The organism is Agrobacterium sp. RC10-4-1, assembly GCF_014138475.1.
Taxonomy (GTDB): Bacteria; Pseudomonadota; Alphaproteobacteria; order Rhizobiales; family Rhizobiaceae; genus Agrobacterium; species Agrobacterium pusense.
Genome location: NZ_JACJIT010000004.1, coordinates 96,649 through 115,294, shown reverse-complemented (window position 1 = coordinate 115,294; position 18,646 = coordinate 96,649). Strand labels below are relative to the sequence as shown.

The following is an 18,646-nucleotide window of genomic DNA, read 5'->3' as shown; positions in this document are numbered from 1 at the left end:
GATATGCCATGCCGCATGAGGAAACGACACGGCAGGGCATAGAACTTTCCGCGCGGCAGCGGGTGGCGTGGCTACGGTTGATCCGCAGCGATAATATCGGTCCCGTCACCTTTCGCGAACTTATCAATCATTTCGGCAGCGCTGAAAAAGCGCTGGATGCGCTGCCCGAACTGTCGCGCCGTGGCGGTTCGTCGCGCAGTCCGCGCATCGCAACACAGGCAGAGGCGGAACGGGAGCTTGAGGCGGCCGAGAATTTCGGCGCGCGTTTCGTCGGCATCGGCGAACCGGATTATCCGCCGGCCCTGCGGCATGTGGACGGCGCGCCGCCGTTGATCGCCATGAAAGGATCGGCGGATACGGCGACGAGAGCCTGCGTCGGCATCGTCGGTTCGCGCAACGCTTCGATCAACGGCGCAAAATTCGCCGCCATGCTTGCGCGCGACTGTGGCCGCGCCGGTTATACGATCGCCTCGGGGCTGGCGCGCGGCATCGATGCGGCGGCCCACAGAGCGAGCCTTTCAACGGGCACTGTAGCAATGCTGGCAGGCGGTCTCGACCGCCCCTACCCGCAGGAAAATTTCGGACTTTTGCAGGAGATATACGGTCAGGGCGGCGCGACGATCAGCGAAATGCCTTTCGGCTGGGAGCCGCGCGCCCGGGATTTCCCGCGGCGCAACCGGTTGATCGCGGGCGTGTCACTCGGCGTCGTCATCGTCGAGGCGGCGGAGCGTTCGGGCTCGCTGATCACGGCGCGGCTTGCCGGTGAAGCGGGACGACTGGTGTTCGCCGTGCCCGGCTCGCCGCTCGACTTGCGCTGCGAAGGCACGAACCGGCTGATCAAGGAAGGTGCCATGCTGACTACGGGAGCGGCCGATATTCTTGATGCACTGCGACCATTGATGGAGCCGCAATTGCCCAATGACCGGAAGATCGAGGAACCGCAGCAGGACGCTGAAATGTCACCACCGGGAGACGACGAGCGCAGCATCATCGCCGCTGCTCTCGGTCCCTCGCCTGTGGAGATCGACGACATCATCAGACACACGGGTTTCTCCGCCGCCACCGTTCATCTGGTGCTGCTGGAGCTCGATATTGCCGGGCGTCTAAACCGGCATGCCGGGGGGCGCGTGTCGCTCTTCATCGCGGATTGAGAGTTTGCGCCTTCCGCTCTGGATATCACCGACTTCGACATAGGCCATCTCGATGAGATAGCACAGCATATCGGCACCTTCCCGGTGGGCCACCTGCCGCAGCTCCGCCAGCATCTGGCGGATGTAAGCCAAGTTCTCCCGGGTCCCCTCATTATCGGCATTATTGTTTGTTGCGTTCGGGACCATATATTTATCCTGAGAATGCCGGACTGAAACGAAGAGCGTCAAGTAGATTCAAATGATGTTGCCCATCATAACCAATTTACCAAAGATTGCAATACAACGATAGATTATCCATAGGTTGCAGTCGTCTCAAAGCGAGAAAATCGGGCTTGCCTCTTGACCAGCGGGCATTACCTGTCCATGTCGAATTATAAAGAAGGCCAATTGCGGCACCACGCTGCAACCGGGGCCACGTTAACGGACCAGTTCCAGAGAAGAACAATATGAATGTCGTCGTCGTAGAATCTCCTGCCAAAGCCAAGACGATCAACAAGTATCTTGGCTCGGGCTATAAGGTTCTTGCATCCTTTGGCCACGTCAGGGACCTTCCTGCCAAGGACGGATCGGTGTTGCCTGACCAGGATTTCGAAATGTCCTGGGAAGTTGACAGCGCCTCCGCCAAGCGCATGAAGGATATTGCCGATGCGGTAAAATCCTCCGACGGCCTCTTTCTGGCAACCGACCCGGATCGCGAAGGGGAAGCCATTTCCTGGCACGTTCTCGATCTTTTGAAGAAGAAGCGGGTTCTCGGCGACAAGCCGGTGAAGCGCGTCGTCTTCAACGCCATCACCAAGAAAGCGGTGCTGGACGCGATGGCGAACCCGCGCGACATCGATGTGCCGCTGGTGGACGCCTATCTCGCCCGCCGAGCGCTCGACTATCTCGTCGGCTTCAACCTCTCTCCGGTTCTGTGGCGCAAGCTGCCGGGTGCGCGTTCGGCCGGCCGGGTGCAGTCCGTGGCGCTGCGTCTCGTCTGCGATCGCGAATCCGAAATCGAGCGTTTCGTTTCCGAAGAATACTGGAACATCAGCGCACTTTTGAAGACACCGCGCGGTGACGAGTTCGAGGCTAGGCTGGTTTCGGCCGATGGCAAGCGATTGCAGAACCGCGCCATCAAGACCGGCGACGATGCGAACCGGCTGAAAGCGCTGCTCGAAGGCGCGACCTACGTGGTGGATAGCGTCGAGGCGAAACCCGTCAAACGCAATCCCAGCCCTCCCTTTACGACCTCGACGCTGCAGCAGGCGGCTTCTTCGCGGATGGGCTTCGGCGCCTCGCGCACCATGCAGGTGGCGCAGAAGCTTTATGAAGGCATCGATATCGGCGGCGAGACCGTCGGTCTGATCACCTATATGCGTACCGACGGCGTGCAGATGGCCCCGGAAGCGATCGATGCTGCGCGTAAGGCTATTGGCGAGCAGTTCGGTGGCCGTTACGTGCCGGAAAAAGCGCGTTTCTACTCTACCAAGGCCAAAAATGCGCAGGAAGCGCACGAGGCGATCCGCCCGACCGATTTCAACCGCACACCGGATCAGGTGAAGCGTTACCTCGATGCCGACCAGCTGCGCCTTTACGAGCTGATCTGGAAACGCGGTATTGCGAGCCAGATGGCGTCAGCCGAAATCGAGCGCACAACGGTTGAAATTCTCGCCAGCAACGGCGGCGAGAAGGCTGGCCTGCGCGCCGTTGGCTCCGTCATCCGCTTCGACGGCTTTATCGCCGCTTATACCGACCAGAAGGAAGATGGCGAGCAGAGCGACGATGGTGACGACGAAGGCCGTCTGCCGCCGATCAATGAGCGCGAGAACCTCGCCAAGCAGAAGATCAATGCCAGCCAGCACTTCACCGAGCCGCCGCCGCGTTATTCGGAAGCGTCGCTGATCAAGAAGATGGAAGAACTCGGCATCGGCCGTCCTTCCACCTATGCGGCAACGCTGAAGACGCTGAGCGACCGCGAATATATCGTCATCGACAAGCGCAAGCTGGTACCGCATTCGCGTGGCCGGCTGGTGACGGCTTTCCTCGAAAGCTTCTTCACCAAATACGTCGAGTATGATTTCACCGCCGCCCTTGAAGAAAAGCTCGACCGCATTTCCGCCGGCGAACTGGACTGGAAGCAGGTTCTTCGCGATTTCTGGAAGGATTTCTTCGCGCAGATCGAAGATACCAAGGAACTGCGCGTCACCAACGTGCTGGATGCGCTGAACGAGGTTCTGGCGCCGCTGGTGTTCCCGAAGCGCGAGGATGGTTCCGATCCGCGCATCTGTCAGGTTTGCGGCACCGGCAATCTGTCGCTGAAGCTCGGCAAATACGGTGCCTTTGTGGGTTGCTCGAACTACCCTGAGTGCAACTATACCCGCCAGCTGACCTCCGATGGCGCGGAAGCCGAAGCCGCTGCTCTCAACGAGCCGAAGGCGCTGGGCGCTGATCCCATGACCGGCGAGGAGCTGACGCTTCGCTCCGGCCGTTTCGGGCCCTATATCCAGCGCGGTGACGGCAAGGAAGCCAAGCGCTCCTCGCTGCCGAAGGGCTGGAAGCCTGAGGATATCGATCACGAAAAGGCGTTGGCGCTCATCAACCTGCCGCGCGATATAGGCAAGCATCCGGAAACCGGCAAGATGATCTCGGCTGGTCTAGGCCGTTACGGACCTTTCCTGCTGCATGATGGTTCCTATGCGAACTTGGAGAGTATCGAGGACGTGTTCTCGATCGGCCTCAACCGCGCCGTGACCGTGATCGCTGAAAAGCAGAGCAAGGGTCCGGGACGCGGCCGTAGCGGCACGCCAGCTGCTCTCAAGGAGTTGGGCGACCACCCTGATGGCGGCCCGATCACCGTTCGTGACGGGCGCTACGGCGCCTATGTGAACTGGGGCAAGGTCAACGCCACCATTCCAAAGGGGCAGGATCCGGCATCCGTGACGCTGGACGAGGCGCTCGTGTTGATCGCCGAGCGCATTGCCAAGACCGGCACCGGCGGCAAGCCCGCCAAGGCCAAGAAAACGACCGCCAAGAAGGCCGATGGTGACGCCGCTGCAAAGCCGAAGGCGACCAAGGCCAAGGCGGCGACAAAGAGCAAGACGGCCGCCAAGCCGAAGGCAGCGGCCAAACCCAAGAAGGCAGCAGAGTGAGCAAAGCGCCGCGTCAGAGACAGGGTTCCGCCAGCGACGGTTTCGGACGCACCGGGCGCGGCAAGCGGGTGAGCGAAGGTGAAGGCATCATCCACGGCGAGGTGCCTTCGCGTGAAGTGCTGCTGAAATTCATCGCAGACCATCCGCAACAGGCCTCCAAACGCGAAATTGCCAAGGCTTTCGGGCTGAAGGGTGAAAACCGCGTTGTCCTCAAGGCGCTGCTGAAGGAACTTGAAGTCGACGGCATGGTGCACAAGAGCCGCAAGTCGCTGACGCGACCGGGCGGCCTGCCGCCTGTGACGGTTCTCGACATCACGACCCGCGACAAGGACGGCGAGCTGATCGGCCGCCCGGCGGAATGGCCTGAGGATTTGGGCGCAGCGCCGGCCGTGCTGATCCGCCAGTCCTCGCAGGACCGTGGCAAGAAGGCCCCGGCCGCCGGTCTCGGCGACCGTATTCTCGCGAAAATCTTCCCCTCGAAGGAAAGCACCGGTCCCGCCTACACCGCCCGCGTCGTCAAGCTGATCGACCGCCGCCAGAATGCACTGCTCGGCGTGTTCAAGGAGACGCCCGGCGGCGGCGGACGGCTGATGCCAATCGATCGCCGCGGCGAGGAAATGGTCATCGATCCCGATGGCGTCGGCGATGCCAAGGATGGCGATCTGATCGAGGTTGAAACCTCGCGCAACAGCGGTCGTTACGGCCTGACGCGTGCCAAGGTTCTCTCGGTCATCGGCTCCGTCGCCTCGGAAAAGGCGATCTCCATGATCGCAATCCACGCCCACGGCATCCCGCATATATTCCCGCAGAATGTTCTTGCCGAAGCGGATGCGGCCAAGGCAGCGACGATGTCCCACCGCGAGGACTGGCGCGACCTGCCGCTCATCACGATCGATCCGGCCGACGCCAAGGATCACGACGATGCGGTCTATGCCGAACCGGACACATCGCCCGACAATCCCGATGGTGTCATCGTCACCGTCGCCATTGCAGATGTCTCCTGGTATGTTCGGTCGGGTTCGCCACTGGACCGCGAGGCGCTGAAACGCGGCAACTCCGTTTATTTCCCGGATCGCGTCGTACCGATGCTGCCGGAGCGTATTTCCAACGATCTCTGCTCGCTGAAGGAAGGGGTCGACCGCCCTGCCCTTGCGGTGCGGATGACTTTCTCGAAGGAAGGCCGCAAGGCCGGCCATACCTTCCATCGGATCATGATGAAGAGCGCCGCCAAGCTCTCCTACCAGCAGGCACAGGCAGCGATCGACGGCAAGCCCGACGACAAGACCGGACCGCTGCTGGAGCCGATCCTGAAGCCCCTGTGGCACGCTTATGAGGTGATGAAGCGAGGCCGTGACCGGCGCCAGCCGCTGGAACTCGACATGCCCGAGCGGAAGATCAAGCTGCGCCCTGACGGCACCGTCGACTCCGTGGTCATTCCCGAACGTCTCGATGCGCACAAGCTGATCGAAGAAATGATGATCCAGGCAAATGTCGCCGCCGCCGAGACGCTGGAAAAAAAGAAGCAGCCGCTGGTTTACCGTGTCCACGATGCGCCCACGCTTTCCAAGCAGGAGGTGCTGCGCGAATTTCTCGGCACGATCGGCATTACCATGGCCAAGGGTGCGGCCATGCGCGCCAATTCCTTCAACGGCATTCTGGCACGCGCTCTCGACACGCCGCACCAGATCATGGTCAACGAGATGGTGCTGCGCAGCCAGAGCCAGGCTATTTACAGCCCCGAAAATATCGGCCATTTCGGCCTGAACCTCATGAAATATGCCCATTTCACCTCGCCGATCCGCCGGTATGCCGACCTCATCGTGCATCGCGCGCTGGTGGGTTCTCTGGGGCTAGGCGAAGGCGGCATCACGCCACAGGAAGAAGCGACACTCGACGATATCGCCGCTGAAATCTCGACCTTCGAGCGCCGCGCCATGGCGGCCGAGCGCGACACCGTCAACCGCCTGATCGCCCATCATCTTTCCGAGCGGGTCGGCGAGGAATTCGAGGGCCGGGTCGGCGGTGTCACCAAGGCGGGACTATTTGTCGCGCTTCCGCAGTTTGGCGCTGATGGTTTCGTTCCTATATCTACACTCGGAACGGATTATTTCCTGTATGACGAAGCCCATCAGGCTCTCACGGGGGAAAAGACCGGTCTTGGTTATCAGCTTGGCGACACGGTGCAGGTAAGGCTCGCGGAAGCGGTGCCGCTGGCGGGTGCGCTCAGATTCGATATGCTGAGTCCCGGGCGGAAGATGCCGGTGGGCGTGCGCTCGTTCCACAAGGCCGGACGGCGGACAGTACGGGCTGCCGCCAAGCCCGGAACACGGCCGCCGAGAAGGCGACGATAACAAAGCCGCCTCAGCGGTTGAACGGACGGGAAGGACTTAAGGATGAGTGCACATCAGGGCTCGGAGACAGTTACCTTCGGAGACGATAGCGCCGAGCGGCCGCTTGGCCGGTCCATCATGCGCGGCATGGCCAATCGCTGCCCGGCCTGTGGCAGCGGCCGCCTCTTCCGCGCCTGGCTGAAGCCGGTGGACGCCTGCGCGGCCTGCGGCGAGGAAATGCACCATCATCGGTCGGACGACCTGCCACCCTATATCTCCATCGTCATCATCGGCCACATCGCGGTCGGCGGCTTCATGATGACGGACATGGTTCTAAACATTCCCATGTGGGCTCATTTCGCCATCTGGGTACCGATCACAATTCTGGCCGCGCTTCTGACGCTGCAGCCCATCAAGGGCGGCGTCATCGGTCTGCAATGGGCGCTGCGCATGCATGGCTTCGACGGGAAAAAACCGCAGATACAGATAGACGGCTCCTCGCACTGACGCGCGCGGGTCTTGTACATGCCCCGGCATTCCACCAAGGCGGAAGCGGCAAGCGCGCCATTGCGGCCGCGAGATGCCGCCTCCCTCATTCTGTTCGACCGATCCGGCCCGACGACACGGGTGCTGATGGGTCAGCGCAGCAGCGCCCACGTCTTCATGCCCGGCACTTATGTCTTTCCAGGCGGCAAACGCGACCCGCGCGACCATGCGCTGCCCTTTTCCGGCGATCTGCATCCCGCTGTCCTTGACAGCCTGACGGCGTCGGCTTCGCGGCGCCTGAGCGCCGCCGGGGCAAGGGCGCTGGCGCTTGCCGCCGCGCGCGAACTTGTGGAGGAAACCGGGGTCGAGCTTGGGCCGGCCACTGAAGGTCCGGACCTCTCCTGTTTTCGCTATGTGGCGCGCGCCATCACACCGCCCGGCAATGTCAGGCGTTACGACACGCGATTCTTTTGCTGTTACGCCGACGAATTGCGGCTGGATATCCGGCTAACCCGGGATTCCGAAGAGCTTCACAACGTGCAATGGCTTGACATGACAGACCTTTCCGGTCTGAACATGCCGAAAATCACGCGTACGGTTCTCGAAGATGTCACAAATTTCATGATAGGTGATCCCTCACTGCCCTATGAAAGCCCCGCGCGGCTTTATGTCACGCGCCACGGCCGGTTCATTCGAGACTTTGTATAAAGGCCGTCATGTCACAAATGAAATGCGAAGAAGCGGATGCCATTCACTGGCCCTCACTGATCGCCGCCATTTCCGCCATCAGTGCGGTCGGCGTCGCCATCGGCCTTGGCCTGCCGCTCCTGTCGATCATCCTTGAGAAACGCGGCATCTCCTCCACCATGATCGGGGTGAACTCGGCCATGGCCGGCGTCGCGGCCATGATGGCGGCCCCGGTGACCACCAAGATCGCCCATGATTTTGGCGTGGCCCGCACCATGTTGTTTGCGGTTTTCATCTCCGCGCTGAGCGCGCTCGGCTTTTATTTCGCCGATGCTTTCTGGATGTGGTTTCCGCTGCGAATCGTCTTCCACGGCGCAACCACCACGCTCTTCATCCTCTCCGAATACTGGATCAACATGACGGCGCCGCCGAAGAAGCGCGGTATGGTTCTCGGCATCTACGCCACCGGCCTTGCGGTCGGTTTTGCCGTTGGTCCGCTTCTGTTTTCGGCGGTTGGCAGCGAAGGCATCCTGCCTTTCCTCGTCGGGGCGGCAATCATATTGCTTGCGGCAATTCCCATCTTCATGGCGCGTGGTGAGAGCCCGGAACTGGACGAGCGGCCCAACCACCATTTCGTCCGTTATGTCTGGCTGGTGCCGATGGCATCAGCCGCCGCTTTCGTCTTCGGCTCGGTACAGGCAGGCGGCCTTTCGCTGTTTCCGATCTATGCCACCAGAGAAGGCTTCAACGAATCGCAGGCGGCCCTTCTCCTTACCGTGATGGGCATTGGCAACATGGTCTTCCAGATACCGATCGGCCTGCTTTCTGACAGGATGAAAGACCGGCGGACGATGCTGGGCCTGATGGCCCTTGCCGGCGTCTGCGGCACGCTGGCCCTGCCGTTCCTGGTGGAAAGCTGGATCCTGGTGGCGGCACTGCTGCTGTTCTGGGGCGGCCTCGTTTCCGGCATGTATACGGTCGGCCTCACCCATCTCGGGTCGCGTCTGAAGGGTGCCGACCTGGTGGCCGCAAATGCCGCCTTCATCTTCTGTTACGCCATTGGTACGATCGCGGGGCCGCAGGCTGTGGGCATTTCCATGGATGTCGCCGGAACCGACGGCTTCGCTTGGTCGCTGGCGGTATTTTTCGGGCTCTACGTGGTCCTTTATGCCGTCCGTTTTGTTTTCCGGGCAAAACAGGCTTGACTTTTCAGGCGCGATACGTAGTTTCGCGCCAGATTTAGCCGAGGTGAGAAGCGCCTGCGGCTTCTCTTTTGTTTAAAGGCAGGACGACCATGGCGAAAGCTACAACAATCAAGATCAAGCTGCTGTCGACAGCCGACACCGGTACCTTCTACGTCACCACCAAGAACAGCCGTACGTTCACGGACAAGATGACGAAGACGAAGTACGACCCGGTTGTACGCAAGCACGTCGAATTCAAGGAAACCAAGATCAAGTAATTTCTTGATCGGTGTTCCGGCAAAAGCGCGCCCCCACGGGCGCGTTTTTTGTTTATGCGGATACAGGCCATTCGCTCAGCAGAACGCCCTGTCGACACGGCTTCACGCCTGGCCGGCTGCCCCACCTGATTTTCTCCGCCGCGCCGGCGACAACATATGTTGCAGGTTTGATACCACTGCCCCCCGTCAGCGGCCACAGGCCGTCCGATTGCCCGGCGGGGCAACGGAAAACGCCGACGGCTACCCCTACGATGTGGACCGTGATTGTAAGAGAAAGCGACGGCGTGTCGACTTCACGGCGTTGGGAATCCCGCCGATCTTTTCAAAGCGAGCGATGCTCCAACGCATCAAGCAGGGAATAAGGCGGCCGGCCAACGATGCGTTACGGCACGAGGAACCGAATCGAACATCGTCAGCCGACCGACCCCACGATTCAGGAGATGCGGCGGACCTGAGCATCATGGGGCATTCAAACTACGCAATACCAGCCCCTGACAAGCGAAACCGCAGCGGCACACGCCGCTCTCATTCCATCATCAAAAGACGGAAGAACCGCCGGAAGAACTGTTACTCTCAACAAGGAGTGTGCGCAGAAGTAAAATAAAAATCAACAAATTCTTAAGCCAGCGACAAGTCACCTGAAAAACATGGTTAAATATACAACGCTGGCACACTATAGTTTTTCACGAGATTGAATTCAATATATTTTTCAACTTGAAATCTAGTTGCCTCGCGCGATTTCGCCTTTTCATTGCATGAAGTTAAAATACAGGCGAAGTCAGGGACTTGGCTCCTAAAGGCCGGGCTTTCCTTTACCGTTTTCTTGAGACGTCCGAAATTATTTTGGACGGCGGTGCAATTCTCCCGCACCGCTACTTCGCAAAGCCGTTCAGGCGGCCGCCGATACGACGCGGTTTCGGCCGGCGTGTTTAGCCTCGTAAAGCGCCCTGTCAGCCTGCCTCAGCAGTTCGTCCGGCGTTCCAAAGGCGCCGCTGCCGGATGCTATGCCGAGCGATGCCGTGATGCTCAGTTCACGATCGATGGAACGGACGTAGAAAGGCTTGTCTTCCACGATCGTCCGCAGGCGTTCGGCAACGCTCGCAGCAAGCTCTATCGGCGTGTCCGGCATGACGACGACAAATTCCTCGCCGCCGTAGCGGCAGGCGAGATCGGCGCCGCGGACCGTGCTGCGGATGCGTGCCGCAAATTCCCGCAGGACTTCGTCACCCACATCATGACCATAGGTATCATTGACCAGCTTGAAGCGATCTATATCGGTCATGCAGATGGAGATCGGGCGGCCGCGGACAGCGGCGCGGTCGAAGAGTATCTTGAGATGATTGTCGAGATAACGACGATTGTTGAGGCCGGTCAGGCCGTCAACGATGGCGAGCTCCATGGTGTGCTGGAGATTGAGCCGCAGATGTTCATTGTAGCGTTTGCGCCTGATCTGCGTCAGCGATCGGGCAACGAGTTCGTTGGGATCGATCGGACGAAGGATGTAATCGTTGACGCCGAGATCCAGCGCGCGCGCCACCATGTCGTCGGCCCCCTGCTCCGCCACGAGGAGCAACGGAAGGAAACGGGTCCGCTCCAGCGAGCGAAGCTGCGAGCACAGTCTCAGCGGATCGTAATCTTCGAAATTCGAATTGACGATGACAAGCTCGAAGGGATTGCCTGTTGCCTTGAGCAGGGCCGCCTGCGGCTCCGTGACGGCATCCACCTCTGCGACCGGCTTCAGCGCCCGAACGATGCGCTCCTGCGAGCTGGCGCGGCCATCCGCAACCAGAATCCGGCCCGGCGTCTGCATCAGCCCATCGCTGCGCAGCATCTCTTCGATGCCAATCTGACGGGCCGCTTCGGCGCGCACGCGCAATTCGTCGCTAACGGCCTTCAGGCGCACCAGGCTTTTGACGCGGGCGATCAACTGCAGGTCATTGACCGGCTTGGTCAGGAAATCATCGGCTCCAGCCTTCAGACCCCGCACGCGGTCCGAGGGCTGATCCAGCGCCGTGACCATCACAACGGGGATATGCGCCGTATCCGGATTGGCTTTCAGCCTTTCGCAGACTTCGAAACCATCCATCCCCGGCATCATGATATCGAGGAGGATGATATCGACCTGCTCTTTATCGCAGATGGCAAGCGCCTTGAAGCCATCCTCGGCGGTAACGACATCGAAATACTCCGCCACCAGCCGGGCTTCGAGAAGCTTCACATTGGCCGGAATATCGTCAACAACCAGAACTCTCGCCGTCATAACCGTTCCCCAGTCGCCTCACGCATCGCCCAGATAAGTCTTGATGACTTCAATGAACTTCGGGACGGAAATCGGCTTCGACACATAGGCCTCGCATCCACCCTGGCGAATGCGCTCCTCGTCTCCCTTCATGGCGAAAGCGGTGACCGCGATGACCGGAATGACATGCAGCTCGTCATCTTCCTTCAGCCACTTCGTCACCTCCAGCCCCGAAACCTCCGGCAGCTGGATATCCATGAGGATCAGATCCGGCCGGTGCTTGCGGGCGAGATCGAGCGCTTCCATGCCGTTGCGTGTCTGGATCGTCGTATAGCCAGACGCCTCGATCAGGTCGCGAAAGAGCTTCATGTTCAGCTCGTTGTCTTCGACTATCATGACCTGCTTGGGCATGGTGAGCAGTCCCCGTTTCGCTTTGAAACCTTCACCCAGACATATAAGTTGGCTGAGAACCGATTCCATCGTCCATTTGTTGCGCAAGGCTAGAGGGATTTGGTTTCAAAATAGGTAACTTCAGGTGAGAAATGCTGCGCGATACAAAAAACAAAGGCAATGCCAGCCAGGATCCGCAAGAAACGGCGGCCGCCATACTTGGCTGGCTGGCAAACGAGCCGGAAATGCTGGGACGCTTTCTGGCGTTGAGCGGATTACAGGCCAATATGCTGCGCCAGGCCGTCAGCGATCCAGGTTTTCTGGCGGGACTCACCGATTTCCTGATGAGCCACGAACCCGATCTCATGGCGTTCTGCGCCGCAACTGACACGTCGCCCGAAACGGTGGCTGCGGCCTGGCACCACTTTTCCGGACCCGGGCTGGATTCGGGTGTGTATTAAGGGAAGAGCCCTTGAGCCCTTGTTACAACCGGAGTATGGTCGGCGACATTCTGGTTTTGTTTTCGGCCCATGTCCACGTCGCATCCTTATGATCCCGGTTTTTGCCGCGACTGTCTGGTCGGCCAGCCAGAGGGGCTTAGACGTTGCCGTGCCTGCGGAAGCCCGCGGCTTGTCTATCACGCCGAACTCTACGGTCTGAGCATCGCCCATATCGATTGCGATGCCTTTTATGCCTCCGTTGAAAAGCGGGATAATTCGGAACTGGCCGATAAACCTGTCATCATTGGCGGCGGCAAGCGCGGGGTGGTTTCCACTGCCTGTTATATTGCCCGTATTCAGGGCGTGCGCTCCGCCATGCCCATGTTCAAGGCGCTGGAAGCCTGTCCCGACGCCGTGGTCATCAAACCTGACATGGAGAAATACAGTCGTGTCGGGCGCGAAATCAGGGCGATGATGCAGGAGTTGACGCCGCTGGTGCAGCCGCTTTCCATAGACGAGGCGTTTCTCGATCTTTCAGGCACCGAGAAGCTGCATCACGATCCACCGGCGCGCGTGCTGGCGAAATTTGTCCGGCGCGTGGAAAAGGAAGTGGGGGTGACGGTTTCAGCCGGGCTTTCCTACTGTAAATTTCTCGCCAAGGTCGCGTCCGACCTGCAAAAGCCCCGCGGCTTTTCCGTGATTGGCGAAGCGGAAGCGCTGTCGTTTCTCGCGGCGCGGCCGGTCACGACCATCTGGGGCGTGGGCAAGGCCTTCGCGGCGACGCTGGAGGCCGACGGCATCCGCATGATCGCACAGCTGCAGGAGATGCAGGAAAGCGAGCTGATGCGCCGTTATGGCGTGATGGGCCAGCGGCTCTTCCGGCTGTCGCGCGGCATTGACGAGCGGCATGTGCACAATAACGACCCTGCCAAAAGCGTCTCCTCCGAAACCACCTTCTTCAACGATATTTCCCGCCATGAGGACCTTGTGCCGATCCTGCGGTCGCTCTCGGAAAAAGTCGCCTGGAGGCTCAAGAAAAATGGCATTGCCGGCCATACGGTTGTCTTGAAAATGAAGACGGCCGACTTCAGGATTCGCACCCGTAATCGCAAGCTGGACGACCCCACGCAGCTAGCCGACCGAATTTTCCGTACCGGCCTCTCATTGCTCGAAAAGGAAACCGACGGCACGAGATTTCGCCTCCTCGGCATCGGCGTCAGCGATCTGCGCGATGCCGGCCTTGCCGATCCTCCCGATCTCGTCGACAGACAGGCGGGGCGCCGGGCCGCGGCGGAAGCGGCAATGGACAAGCTGCGCGACAAGTTCGGCAAGGGCAGCGTCGAGACCGGCTATACGTTTGGCTCGCGGAAATAACCGAACCCGTTAAGCCCTTCGGCCGACATATCGGCGCATCGATCTCCCGAACTATTTATTTTAGATTTTACACAAATTAGTGATAGCGCGGCAGCGCCGCCCTTAAACTTCATTAAACTTAGCGTGGTTGAGTGAGGGAAGTTTTGTGCATGTGGTGTATTGCGTCATGTCCCTTCGCCTCCGTCTTATGGCCGGCATGCTGTCGGCCAGCATTCTTGCCTTTCCGGCGCTCGCCGCTGACAGCAGGTCCCTGCAGATACTTGTATCGAAAAGTGACCAGTCGCTCGCGCTTTATGAAAATGGTGAAATCATCGCCACCTCCAAAGTCTCGACCGGCAAGGCCGGGCATGAGACACCGAGCGGCATATTCTCCATTCTAGAGAAGCGGAAATACCACGAGTCGAATATCTATTCGGCCGCCCCCATGCCGTTCATGCAGCGACTGACCTGGTCCGGCATCGCGCTGCACGAGGGTAAGGTGCCGAACTATCCGGCTTCCCACGGCTGTGTGCGTCTGCCTTCCAAATTCGCGAAGTCACTCTTCGGTGATACGCGTACCGGGGTGCATGTCATCATCACCGACCGCCCGGTCTCGCTGCGCTTTGTGCAACATCCGGCGCTGTTTTCGCCGCGTGACGACGCAGATGACGGCAAGCTGCTTCTGTCGGATGTAGAGTTGCGGCCCGCGAGCTTCGATGCGGCTCTGGGCGCGGTCGAAGTCGCCGTCAATGAAAAAACCCAGGCCATCAAATCGACGGCGAAGGCGAGAGAGCCTTCACCGCTGCGCATTCTCATCACAAGGCGTGGCGAGCGGGAAAGGGTAATGGATATTCAGACCGTGCTGACCCGTCTCGGCTTCGATGCCGGTTCGGCCGACGGTTATGCCGGGGAGATGACGATCAGCGCTATCAACGGTTTCAAGCGGTGGAAGGGGCTGAAAACGTCAGGGCCCCTTCTGACCGACGCTTTCGTGGCGGCGCTTTATGCCTCCGCCGGTGAAGACCACCCGCCAACCGGGCAGATCATGGTGCGGCAGGACTTCAAGCCGCTTTTTGAGGCCGCCATCGACATCAAGGACCCGGAAGTCGCGCTCGGAACCCATTTTTTCGAGGCGGTGTCCGTGGATCGCGCTGCCGGAACCGCCGAATGGAACGGCGTAACGCTCGACAATCATCTGCCAGCCGCTGCCCGCAAGCGGCTCGGCATCACCGTTACCGAAGCGCCCGGCGGTTTCGACCAGTTAAGTGCCGTGCTCAGCCGTCTCGACATTCCGCAGGACATACGCGCCCGGATTGAGCAGGAACTCTCAAGCGGAAGCTCCATCACCGTTTCCGACCTCAGTCACCAGATGGAGACAGGATCGGGAACGGACTTCATCACCGTGACGAAGGAAGGGCCGGTCTGAGCGAGGCGCGAAGGCGCTGCGCCTCACACCAGTTCCACATCAACGACACCGGGGGCTGACCGAAGAGCAGCGGCTATTTCAGGCGAGATACGGTATTTCTCCGTCAGTTCCACCTCGATCTCGCGGCTACCCTCATCCTTGATAACGATGAAATAGACCGAGCCGTCACCCCTGGTGTTGAGGTGGCGGGCAACCGTTTTCAGCGGGCCGGAATCACGCACATAAACACGCAGTGCCTTCTGCATCTGCACGGATTTTTCTTCCAGCGACTGCGCCGTCTGGATGCGCAGACCGATACCTTCAGGGCGCTCTTCCGCCTGCACCGTGATCACCAACGACTTGCCGACCTCAAGCAGGTCGCGGTACTGGCCGAGACCTTCGGAAAACAACACCGCCTCATATTGCCCTGAAGCATCCGAGAAGGTGACGATACCCATCTTGTTGCCGGTGCGCGTCTTTCGCTCCTGTTTGCCGGTAACGGTGCCGGCAAGACGCCCGGCAGTCGCTCCCTGTTTCACAGCAGCGGAAAAATCGGCGAAATTCTGCACGCGCAATTTTTCCAGTACGGGGCGATAGGTATCCAGCGGGTGGGCCGTGAGGTAGAAACCGAGAACCTGATATTCGCGCAGCAGCTTTTCCGAGGCAAGCCAGGGCTGGAAGGCAGGAAGCACCAGCTTTTCCGGGCCATTGCCGCCGCCCGAGCCGAACATGTCCGACTGGCCGATGGTGCGGTTGTTCTGCGCCATCTGGGCATAACCGATGATACGGTCCAGCCCGCCGATCAACTCTGCGCGGTCGCGGCCGAAACAATCGAAAGCACCGGCATTGATGAGACTCTCGAGCACACGACGGTTGATCTGCTTGGGGTCGATGCGCAGGCAGAAATCCTCGAGGCTCGTGAACGGCTTGTCGCCGCGGATCGCGACGATATGTTCGACCGCTCCTTCGCCAACCCCCTTGATGGCAGCCAACGAATAATAAATGCGGTTCTCGCCCGTTTCGAACTGGCGGAACGAGGTCTGGACGGACGGCGCGACGATTTCAATGCCGAGACGACCGGCGTCCTGACGGAAATCGTTGAGCTTTTCCGTATTGGCCATATCGAGCGTCATGGAGGCCGCCAGGAACTCCACCGGATAATGCGCCTTCATATAGGCCGTCTGGTAGGAGACGATGGCATAGGCCGCGGCATGGCTCTTGTTGAAGCCGTAATTGGCAAATTTTGCGAGGAGATCGAAGATGGTGTCGGCCTGCGGTTTCGAGACACCGTTCTTGATGGCGCCATCAACGAAGCGCTCGCGCTGCTTGTCCATTTCCTCCTTGATCTTCTTACCCATGGCGCGGCGCAGAAGATCGGCTTCGCCAAGCGAATAACCCGACAGAACCTGGGCGATCTGCATCACCTGTTCCTGATAAACGATAACGCCCTGTGTTTCCTTCAGCAGATGGTCGATGGTCGGGTGGATCGATTCCAGCTCTTCTTCGCCATGTTTGCGGGCGTTATAAACGGGGATGTTCTCCATCGGGCCGGGACGATATAGCGCCACCAGAGCGATAATGTCCTCAATGCAGTCCGGCCGCATGCCGATCAGCGCCTTGCGCATGCCGGCACTTTCCACCTGGAACACGCCGATGGTCTCACCGCGCGACAGCATTTCATACGTCTTGGCGTCATCGAGCGGGATGGCGGCGAGATCCACCTTGATGCCGCGCTTGGCGACAAAATCGACGGCCACCTTCAGCACCGTCAGCGTTTTCAGGCCAAGAAAGTCGAATTTGACAAGGCCGGCGCTTTCAACCCACTTCATGTTGAACTGGGTGACCGGCATATCGGACCGCGGATCGCGATACATCGGCACCAGCTTCGACAGCGGGCGGTCGCCGATGACGATACCGGCAGCATGGGTTGAGGCGTGGCGATAAAGCCCCTCGATCTTCTGGGCGATATCCAGCAGGCGGGCGACAACAGGCTCCCTGTCCGCTTCTTCCTGCAGGCGCGGCTCCTCCTCGATCGCCTTCGAAAGCGGCGTCGGGTTGGCCGGGTTGTTGGGCACCAGCTTGCAGATCTTGTCCACCTGCCCGTAGGGCATTTCCAGCACGCGGCCGACGTCGCGCAGGGCCGCGCGCGCCTGGAGCGAACCGAAGGTGATGATCTGCGCCACCTGCTCGCGGCCGTATTTGGCCTGAACGTAGCGGATCACTTCTTCGCGACGATCCTGGCAGAAATCGATGTCGAAGTCGGGCATCGACACGCGTTCAGGATTAAGGAAGCGTTCGAACAGCAGTGAGAAACGCAGCGGATCGACATCGGTAATCGTCAGCGCGTAAGCTACGAGCGAACCCGCGCCCGAACCACGGCCCGGTCCGACCGGGATATCGTGCTGCTTGGCCCATTTGATGAAGTCGGCAACGATCAGGAAATAACCGGGGAACTTCATGCGCGAGATGACGCCGAGTTCGAAATCGAGCCGCTCGCGATAATCCTGTTCCGTATAACCGGGCGCCATACCGAGCGCGGCAAGGCGCTGATCCAGCCCCTCCACCGCCTGACGTCGAAGCTCTTCCGCTTCGGCGCGTTCCGCTGCCTCAGGATCGTCGCTGGCGCCGGTGAAACGTGGCAGGATCGGCCCGCGCTTCTTCAGCACATAAGAGCAGCGCAACGCAATCTCGACGGTATTGTCCAGCGCCTCCGGCAGGTCTGCAAACAACGCCGTCATTTCTTCTCGACTTTTAAGGTAATGGTCGGGCGTCAGGCGAAAGCGGCTGTCGTCCGAAACAATGGCATTATGCGCCACCGCCATCAGCGCGTCATGCGCTTCGTAGTCGGCCTTCGACGGGAAGAACGCCTCGTTTGTGGCAACCAGCGGAATATCATGGTCATAAGCGAGGCCGATCATACGCCGCTCATGCGAACGGTCATACCCGGACTGGCGCTGCAATTCGATATAAAGCCGGTCACCGAAGAGTGACTTCAGTGTCAGCAGCCGTTCCTTCGCCTGGGCGGCATGACCTTCCCTCAAGGCCATATCCACCGGGCCGCCGGAAGCGCCGGTCAGCGCGATCAGGCCCGCATTTGAGTCCTCTTCCAGCCATGCGCGGGTAATGTGCACGGAATGGCCACTGCCCTCGCCCTCAAGATAGGCACGGCTCACAAGATCCACCAGCCGCTCATACCCTTCGGCATCGGCGGCGAGAAGAACGATAGCGGGAAGTTTCTGAAGGTGGCTGTTGTGGTTGCGGCGATCCTCCGCCGCATCCTGCATGTCGATCGACAGCTGGCAGCCGATGATGGGCTGCAAACCCTCATCCCGCGCCTTTTCGGAAAACTCCAGCGCAACGAAGAGGTTGTTGGTATCTGTAATGGCAATGGCCGGCTGGCCGTCTGAAACCGCCTTGGACATGATTTTCTTGAGGGGCAGAGCCCCTTCAAGCAGGGAGTAAGCGGAATGAACCCGAAGATGAACGAAACCCGGGGTGTTCAGGTTTTCGTCAGAGGTTTCTGCCCGCACAACCGTATCGCCCATATCATCATCCTGTCATTCTGAATCACG

The 18,646-nt window shown here is 59.9% G+C and carries 14 protein-coding genes; 10 read left to right on the top strand and 4 right to left on the bottom strand.

Features of this window, described 5'->3' with window-relative positions; translation table 11 throughout:
• Positions 1-8: 8 nt before the first annotated feature.
• Positions 9-1,151 carry a DNA-processing protein DprA gene (gene dprA / locus FHW77_RS12185; protein WP_004441374.1) on the top strand — a complete coding sequence of 381 codons (1,143 nt, stop codon included), beginning with the start codon at positions 9-11 and terminating at the stop codon, positions 1,149-1,151.
• On the opposite strand, the gene FHW77_RS12180 is transcribed toward dprA, so the two are convergent.
• Positions 1,104-1,337, bottom strand: coding sequence for a hypothetical protein (locus FHW77_RS12180; RefSeq protein ID WP_004441372.1), 234 nt, complete (start codon positions 1,335-1,337; stop codon positions 1,104-1,106). The genes dprA and FHW77_RS12180 overlap by 48 nt on opposite strands.
• Positions 1,338-1,597: 260 nt before the next feature.
• On the opposite strand from FHW77_RS12180, the gene topA reads away from it, so the two are divergent.
• From topA to rpmG, 6 genes are all read left to right on the top strand, one after another.
• A complete protein-coding gene (gene topA, locus FHW77_RS12175) occupies positions 1,598-4,282 on the top strand; it encodes a type I DNA topoisomerase (protein ID WP_034495748.1) in 2,685 nt (894 codons plus the stop codon).
• Entirely contained in the window at positions 4,279-6,633 is a 2,355-nt protein-coding gene (rnr, locus tag FHW77_RS12170; RefSeq protein WP_034495749.1) for a ribonuclease R, read from the top strand. Before topA ends, rnr begins: the two co-directional genes overlap by 4 nt.
• Before the next feature lie 42 nt (positions 6,634-6,675).
• Positions 6,676-7,119 (top strand): DUF983 domain-containing protein, encoded by a 444-nt coding sequence (locus tag FHW77_RS12165; RefSeq protein ID WP_004441365.1) that lies wholly within the window; start codon positions 6,676-6,678, stop codon positions 7,117-7,119.
• A gap of 18 nt (positions 7,120-7,137) precedes the next feature.
• Positions 7,138-7,806 (top strand): NUDIX hydrolase, encoded by a 669-nt coding sequence (locus tag FHW77_RS12160; RefSeq protein WP_004441364.1) that lies wholly within the window; start codon positions 7,138-7,140, stop codon positions 7,804-7,806.
• 17 nt (positions 7,807-7,823) lie between these two features.
• The gene (locus tag FHW77_RS12155) at positions 7,824-8,990 is read left to right on the top strand and encodes an MFS transporter (RefSeq protein ID WP_006698003.1); all 1,167 of its coding nucleotides are present in this window, start codon (positions 7,824-7,826) and stop codon (positions 8,988-8,990) included.
• An 89-nt stretch (positions 8,991-9,079) separates the two neighbouring features.
• Positions 9,080-9,247, top strand: coding sequence for a 50S ribosomal protein L33 (gene rpmG / locus FHW77_RS12150; protein WP_003496403.1), 168 nt, complete (start codon positions 9,080-9,082; stop codon positions 9,245-9,247).
• Positions 9,248-10,136: 889 nt separating this feature from the next.
• On the opposite strand, the gene FHW77_RS12145 is transcribed toward rpmG, so the two are convergent.
• Both FHW77_RS12145 and FHW77_RS12140 read right to left on the bottom strand, forming a co-directional pair.
• Positions 10,137-11,507, bottom strand: a complete 1,371-nt coding sequence (locus tag FHW77_RS12145) for a PleD family two-component system response regulator (protein WP_004441356.1) — start codon at positions 11,505-11,507, stop codon at positions 10,137-10,139.
• Positions 11,508-11,525: 18 nt separating this feature from the next.
• Positions 11,526-11,897 (bottom strand): response regulator, encoded by a 372-nt coding sequence (locus FHW77_RS12140; protein WP_003521498.1) that lies wholly within the window; start codon positions 11,895-11,897, stop codon positions 11,526-11,528.
• 131 nt (positions 11,898-12,028) lie between these two features.
• Between FHW77_RS12140 and FHW77_RS12135 the strand changes: the two genes are divergently transcribed.
• The 3 genes from FHW77_RS12135 (at position 12,029) to FHW77_RS12125 (ending at position 15,095) form a co-directional block, all read left to right on the top strand.
• A complete protein-coding gene (locus tag FHW77_RS12135) occupies positions 12,029-12,337 on the top strand; it encodes a DUF3572 domain-containing protein (protein ID WP_004441355.1) in 309 nt (102 codons plus the stop codon).
• A 69-nt stretch (positions 12,338-12,406) separates the two neighbouring features.
• Positions 12,407-13,690 carry a DNA polymerase IV gene (locus FHW77_RS12130; protein ID WP_044458775.1) on the top strand — a complete coding sequence of 428 codons (1,284 nt, stop codon included), beginning with the start codon at positions 12,407-12,409 and terminating at the stop codon, positions 13,688-13,690.
• A 166-nt stretch (positions 13,691-13,856) separates the two neighbouring features.
• Positions 13,857-15,095, top strand: coding sequence for a L,D-transpeptidase family protein (locus tag FHW77_RS12125; protein ID WP_034495754.1), 1,239 nt, complete (start codon positions 13,857-13,859; stop codon positions 15,093-15,095).
• Positions 15,096-15,118: 23 nt separating this feature from the next.
• Here the strand turns inward: FHW77_RS12125 and dnaE are convergent, their stop codons facing one another.
• Positions 15,119-18,619 carry a DNA polymerase III subunit alpha gene (gene dnaE / locus FHW77_RS12120; protein ID WP_004441347.1) on the bottom strand — a complete coding sequence of 1,167 codons (3,501 nt, stop codon included), beginning with the start codon at positions 18,617-18,619 and terminating at the stop codon, positions 15,119-15,121.
• Positions 18,620-18,646 lie beyond the last annotated feature (27 nt).

Bases quoted from the DNA above. Each gene is read 5' to 3' on its own strand.
- dprA (WP_004441374.1), top strand. From the start codon at position 9: ATGCCGCATGAGGAAACGACACGGCAGGGCATAGAACTTTCCGCGCGG.
- FHW77_RS12180 (WP_004441372.1), bottom strand. From the start codon at position 1,337: ATGGTCCCGAACGCAACAAACAATAATGCCGATAATGAGGGGACCCGG.
- topA (WP_034495748.1), top strand. From the start codon at position 1,598: ATGAATGTCGTCGTCGTAGAATCTCCTGCCAAAGCCAAGACGATCAAC.
- FHW77_RS12165 (WP_004441365.1), top strand. From the start codon at position 6,676: ATGAGTGCACATCAGGGCTCGGAGACAGTTACCTTCGGAGACGATAGC.
- FHW77_RS12160 (WP_004441364.1), top strand. From the start codon at position 7,138: ATGCCCCGGCATTCCACCAAGGCGGAAGCGGCAAGCGCGCCATTGCGG.
- FHW77_RS12155 (WP_006698003.1), top strand. From the start codon at position 7,824: ATGAAATGCGAAGAAGCGGATGCCATTCACTGGCCCTCACTGATCGCC.
- rpmG (WP_003496403.1), top strand. From the start codon at position 9,080: ATGGCGAAAGCTACAACAATCAAGATCAAGCTGCTGTCGACAGCCGAC.
- FHW77_RS12145 (WP_004441356.1), bottom strand. From the start codon at position 11,507: ATGACGGCGAGAGTTCTGGTTGTTGACGATATTCCGGCCAATGTGAAG.
- FHW77_RS12140 (WP_003521498.1), bottom strand. From the start codon at position 11,897: ATGCCCAAGCAGGTCATGATAGTCGAAGACAACGAGCTGAACATGAAG.
- FHW77_RS12135 (WP_004441355.1), top strand. From the start codon at position 12,029: ATGCTGCGCGATACAAAAAACAAAGGCAATGCCAGCCAGGATCCGCAA.
- FHW77_RS12130 (WP_044458775.1), top strand. From the start codon at position 12,407: ATGTCCACGTCGCATCCTTATGATCCCGGTTTTTGCCGCGACTGTCTG.
- FHW77_RS12125 (WP_034495754.1), top strand. From the start codon at position 13,857: ATGTCCCTTCGCCTCCGTCTTATGGCCGGCATGCTGTCGGCCAGCATT.
- dnaE (WP_004441347.1), bottom strand. From the start codon at position 18,619: ATGGGCGATACGGTTGTGCGGGCAGAAACCTCTGACGAAAACCTGAAC.